Raw genomic sequence first — 5,901 nt, forward strand, 5'->3', positions numbered from 1 at the left:
CCCACCTTTGCCGATATCGATGGCGATGGCGACCTCGATGCTTTTGTGGGCGAGCGTTTCGGCAATACATTGTTCTACCGCAACACTGGCAGTGCCACCAATCCCCAGTTTACCGCTCCCGTCACCAACCCCTTCGGTCTGACTGATGTGGGGTCTTTGGCCAAGCCCACCTTTGCCGATATCGATAGCGATGGCGACCTCGATGTTTTTGTGGGCAATTTTGACGGCGATACATTGTTCTACCGCAACACTGGCAGTGCCAGCAATCCCCAGTTTGCCGCTCCCGTCACCAACCCCTTCGGTTTTAGTAATGAGGTGTTGGTTGCCGCACCCACCTTTGCGGATATTGATGGCGATGGCGACCTCGATGCAGTAGTGGGCAATAATTACGGCAATACGGTGTTCTACCAAAACCAGCCTGGTGCTACCCTGGTTATCAACTTCAGTCCCCCCAGCATCAACCCCTTCGGTCTGACTGATGAGGGGGATGTTGCCACACCCACCTTTGCTGATATCGATGGCGATGGCGACCTGGATGCTTTTGTGGGCGAGGTTCTCGGCAATACATTGTTCTACCGCAACACTGGCAGTGCCACCAATCCGCTGTTTGCTGCCCCCGTCACCAACCCCTTCGGTCTGATTGATGTGGGGAGTTTTGTCCAGCCCACCTTTGCCGATATCGATGGCGATGGCGACTTGGATGCTTTTGTGGGCGAGCGTTACGGTAATACATTGTTCTACCGCAACACTGGCAGTGCCAGCAATCCCCAGTTTGCCGCTCCCGTCACCAACCCCTTCGGTCTGACTGATGTGGGGTTATATGCCACACCCACCTTTGCCGATATCGATGGCGATGGCGACCTCGATGCTTTTGTGGGCGAGCGTTTCGGCAATACATTGTTCTACCGCAACAATGGCAGTGCCACCAATCCCCTGTTGGCCTTCCAGGGCACTAATCCCTTCGGTCTGACTGATGTGGGGACTGTTGCCACACCCACCTTTGCCGATATCGATAACGATGGCGACTTCGATGCTTTTGTGGGCAATAATGGCGGTAATACATTGTTCTACCGCAACACTGGCAGTGCCACCAATCCCCTGTTTGCCTTCCAGGGCACCAACCGCTTCGGTCTTAGTAATGTGGGGTTTTTTACCAAGCCCACCTTTGCTGATATCGATGGCGATGGCGACCTGGATGCTTTTGTGGGCGAGGCTTACGGCAATACGGTGTTCTACCAAAACCAGCCTGACAATCCCCCGGCTATAAACTTCCGTCCCCCCAGCACCAACCCCTTCGGTCTTAGTAATGTGGGGTTTTTTGCCAAGCCCACCTTTGCCGATATCGACGGCGATGGCGACCTGGATGCTTTTGTGGGCGAGGCTTACGGCAATACATTGTTCTACCGCAACACTGGCAGTGCCACTAATCCCCTGTTTGCCGCTCCCGTCACCAACCCCTTCGGTCTGACTAATGTGGGGTTATCTGTTGTGCCCACCTTTGCTGATATCGATGGCGATGGCGACCTGGATGCTTTTGTGGGCAATTATGACGGCAATACATTCTTCTACCGCAACACTGGCAGTGCCATCAATCCCCAGTTTGCTGCCCGCAGCACCAACCCCTTCGGTCTGACTAATGTGGGATTATCTACTGTGCCCACCTTTGCCGATATCGATGGCGATGGCGACCTGGATGCTTTTGTGGGCAATAGTCAGGGCAATACATTGTTCTACCGCAACAGTGGCAGTGCCATCAATCCCTTGTTTGCCGCCTCCACCACCAACCCCTTCGGTCTGACTGATGTGGGAACTGCTGCCACACCCACCTTTGCCGATATTGATGGCGATGGCGACCTGGATGCTTTTGTGGGTAATAGTCAGGGCGATACATTGTTCTACCGCAACAGTGGCAGTGCCATCAATCCCTTGTTTGCCGCTCCCGTCACCAACCCCTTCCGTCTTAGTAATGTGGGATATTTTGCCACACCCACCTTTGCCGATATCGATGGCGATGGCGACCTCGATGCTTTTGTGGGCAATAATGGCGGCAATACGGTGTTCTTCGAGAACGTCCCCAACATTGCCCCCACTGCCGTCAATGATGCATTTAGCACCAACGAAAACACCATCCTCAACGGCAATGTCCTTGCTGCTAATCCCACCACCCCCGACAGCGACCCCGATAACAATACCCTGACAGTCACTCAGGTCAACGGCAATGCTGCTAATGTTGGTACTCAAATTAACTTGGGCAATGGTAAACTCAGGGTGAATGCCAATGGCACTTTCACCTTTGACCCCAGCAATGGCACTGCTGCCCTGACAGATGGCTACGATTTTTTAGCTCAAGGAGCCAATGCCACCACATCCTTCACCTATACCATCAGCGATGGCAACGGTGGCACTGCCAGCGCCACTGCCACCATCACCATTACCGGGGTGAATGATGCAGCTACCATCACAGGTACAGCCACAGGCACAGTCACCGAAGATACAAGCAACCCCAATTTAACTGCCACAGGCGCATTAACTGTTGCTGATGTTGATGCCGGACAAAACAAATTTAACACCAGCGTCACCTCCGCTAGTGGCAACTTAGGCAGTCTCAGCATCACCGACACTGGAAGTTGGAATTACACCGTTGCTAACAGTGCAGTGCAATCTTTGGGTGCTAGTGCAACTAAAACTGAAACCTTCACCGTGCAATCTGTTGATGGTACTGCTAGCCTTAATATCACTGTTACCATTACTGGGGTGAATGATGCGGCTACCATCTCAGGTACAGCCACAGGCTCAGTAACCGAAGATGCTAGCACACCCAACCTCACAGCCACAGGCACATTAACTATTGCTGATGTGGATACTGGAGAAAACAAATTTAACACCAGTGTCACCTCCGCTAGTGGCAACTTGGGTAGTCTCAGCATCACCGACACTGGTACTTGGAATTACACCGTTGCTAACAGTGCAGTGCAATCTCTCGGTGCAGGGGTAACTAAAACTGAAACCTTCACCGTGCAATCTGTTGATGGTACTGCTAGCCTTAATATCGTCGTCACCATTACTGGGGTGAATGATGCGGCTACCATCACAGGTACAGCCACAGGCTCAGTGACGGAAGATGCTAGCACACCCAACCTCACAGCCACGGGTGTATTAACTGTCGCTGATGTGGATACTGGAGAGAATAAATTTAACACCAGCGTCACCTCCACTAGTGGCAACTTGGGTAGCCTCAGCATCACCGACACTGGTACTTGGAATTACACCGTTGCTAACAGTGCAGTGCAATCTCTCGGTGCTGGGGCAACTAAAACTGAAACCTTCACTGTGCAATCTGCTAATGGTACAGCAAGCCAAGATATCACCATCACCATTACTGGGGTGAATGATGCGGCTACCATCACAGGTACAGCCACAGGCGCAGTCACTGAAGATACCAGCACACCAAACCTCACAGCCACTGGTGTATTAACTGTTGCTGATGTTGATGCCGGACAAAACAAGTTTAAAACTACTGTCACCTCCGCTAATGGCAACTTGGGTAGCCTCAGCATCACCGACACTGGAAGTTGGAATTACACTGTTGCTAACAGTGCAGTGCAATCTCTGGGTGCAGGTACAACCAAAACTGAAACCTTCACCGTACAATCTTTTGACGGTACTGCTAGCCAAAATATCGTCGTCACCATTACTGGGGTGAATGATGCGGCTACCATCACAGGTACAGCCACAGGCACAGTCACCAAAGATGCTAGCACACCAAACCTCACAGCCACAGGCACATTAACTGTTGCTGATGTTGATGCCGGACAAAACAAATTTAACACCAGCGTCACCTCCACTAGTGGCAACTTGGGTAGCCTTACCATCACTGACACTGGAAGTTGGAATTACACTGTTGCTAACAGTGCGGTGCAATCTCTGGGTGCTGGTGCAACTAAAACTGAAACCTTCACCGTGCAATCTATTGACGGTACTGCCAGTCAAAATATCACTGTAACTATCAACGGTGTCAACAATAACCCAGTTGCCGGCACAGACTCCTTATTGGCTACCCAATACATCCCCACCACCATTGCTGTCAGTACTTTACTTGCCAATGATAGTGATGCTGATACTGGCAATAGCTTGAAGATTACTGGCATCAGCAACGTTGTCGGTGGTGGCGCAGTTTTATTCAATAATTTCACCCCTGGTAATTTTGCTGATGATTTCATCGTCTTTTTACCCACCAACAGTGGTACGGGTAGTTTCCAATACACTTTGAGTAATAATAATGGCGGTACAACTATTGGTACTGTCAACCTACTCATTGGTTCTAGTCAACTCGGTGGTAATGGCAAAGACACCCTCACAGGGAATAATGGCCCTGACTTGCTTGATGGTGGCAATGGCAATGATACCCTCAATGGCGGTCTAGGCAATGATATCCTCATCGGTGGCAATGATGATGACTTGCTGGTTGGCGGTGCGGGTGCTGATATCTTGGTTGGTGGTTCAGGCACTGATACTTTCCGCTTTGCTTTGACTGATTCGCCACTCAGTAATTTTGACCGGATTACCAACTTGCAAATTGGCACTGACCGTATTGACGGCCCCAATTCTGTCAGCGCGGCTAATCTCAGGGAATTGGGGGCGGTGACTAGTCTTTCTGCTGGTGGTTTGGGGGCATTGTTGACTAATAGCAACTTTGCTGCAAACGGCGCTGCTAGCTTTAGCTTTGGTAGCCGCACTTTCTTGGCACTCAATAATAACACTGTCGGTTTCCAAGAAAACAGCGATGCAATTATTGAGATTACTGGGTTTAGCGGGAAGTTGACTAATTTGGCAATTATTTAGGTGAAAAGCGATCGCATTTTGCAGTTTCCCCAAAGTGCGATCGAGTGAAGGCGATGTGAGGATAACAATAAGTGCAATTGCTACAAACAGCAACCCTTTGCGATCGCTTTATCTTTGAGCATTGATTTAGTACTGAATTAAACATTGTATGGAAAATAGTCTGCCTCTGAGTGACGGCATTTCTTCGTCCAACATTCCCAAACTAGAAATCAATTGTTCGCCACAGCTAGCGAGCTGGCTGCAAACTCAGGGTATTAGCCTCGCTTTTACTACTTATCAAAGTAATCGGCTGTTTTTTATCGGTTGTAATCAGCAAGGTAGGATAGCGGCTCACGAGCGCTTGTTTGATAAACCGATGGGCATGTATGCAGTCAACAACAGTATATATGTTAGCACGCGTTATCAAATTTGGCGCTTTGAAAATTCACTCGCAACTGAGGAAAAACATCAGCAAACCGTAGACGCGAAGCGGCTTGTCGCTAGAGATCGCCTTTACATCCCTCGCACAGCATATACCACGGGCGATTTAAATGTCCACGATGTCGTACTAGATGATGCAGAAAATATCGTATTTGTCAATACTGATTTTAGTTGTCTCGCCACCATCAGCAACGACTATAGTTTTATCCCCCTGTGGCAACCAAGCTTTATTTCTAAGTTAGCCGCCGAAGACCGTTGTCACCTCAATGGGTTAGCGTTACGCGACGGCAAACCAAGATACGTCACCGCCTGTAGCACCACCGACACTGCCGCAGGCTGGCGCAATCACAAAGTAGGTGGAGGTGTAGTAATTGATGTTCAAAGCAATGACATCATCGCCACTGGTTTATCCATGCCCCACTCGCCGCGCTGGTATCAAGGCAAGCTGTGGGTGTTGAATGCGGGGACAGGGGACTTTGGCTACTTGGATGGTAGTCAATTTGTGTCCATCGCCTTTTGTCCTGGGTTTGTGCGGGGGCTGGCATTTTGGCAAAACTTCGCCATTGTGGGCTTGTCGAAATTGCGATCGCCGACATTTAGCGGACTACTTCTAGAACAAAGGCTGACTAATGTGGGCAA

Annotated in this window: 2 protein-coding genes; both read left to right on the top strand. The window is 50.0% G+C overall.

Annotated features, from left to right (window positions below; all coding sequences use genetic code 11):
* Positions 1 to 4,842: S-layer family protein (locus GNE10_RS31135; RefSeq protein WP_185569736.1), on the top strand; the 4,842-nt coding region annotated here is incomplete at its 5' end.
* Positions 4,843 to 4,990: 148 nt separating this feature from the next.
* A partial coding sequence (locus tag GNE10_RS31140) for a TIGR03032 family protein (RefSeq protein ID WP_185569737.1) occupies positions 4,991 to 5,901 on the top strand: 911 nt, incomplete at its 3' end.

It is taken from the genome of Nostoc sp. 2RC (assembly GCF_014222165.1).
Taxonomy (GTDB): Bacteria; Cyanobacteriota; Cyanobacteriia; order Cyanobacteriales; family Nostocaceae; genus Nostoc; species Nostoc linckia.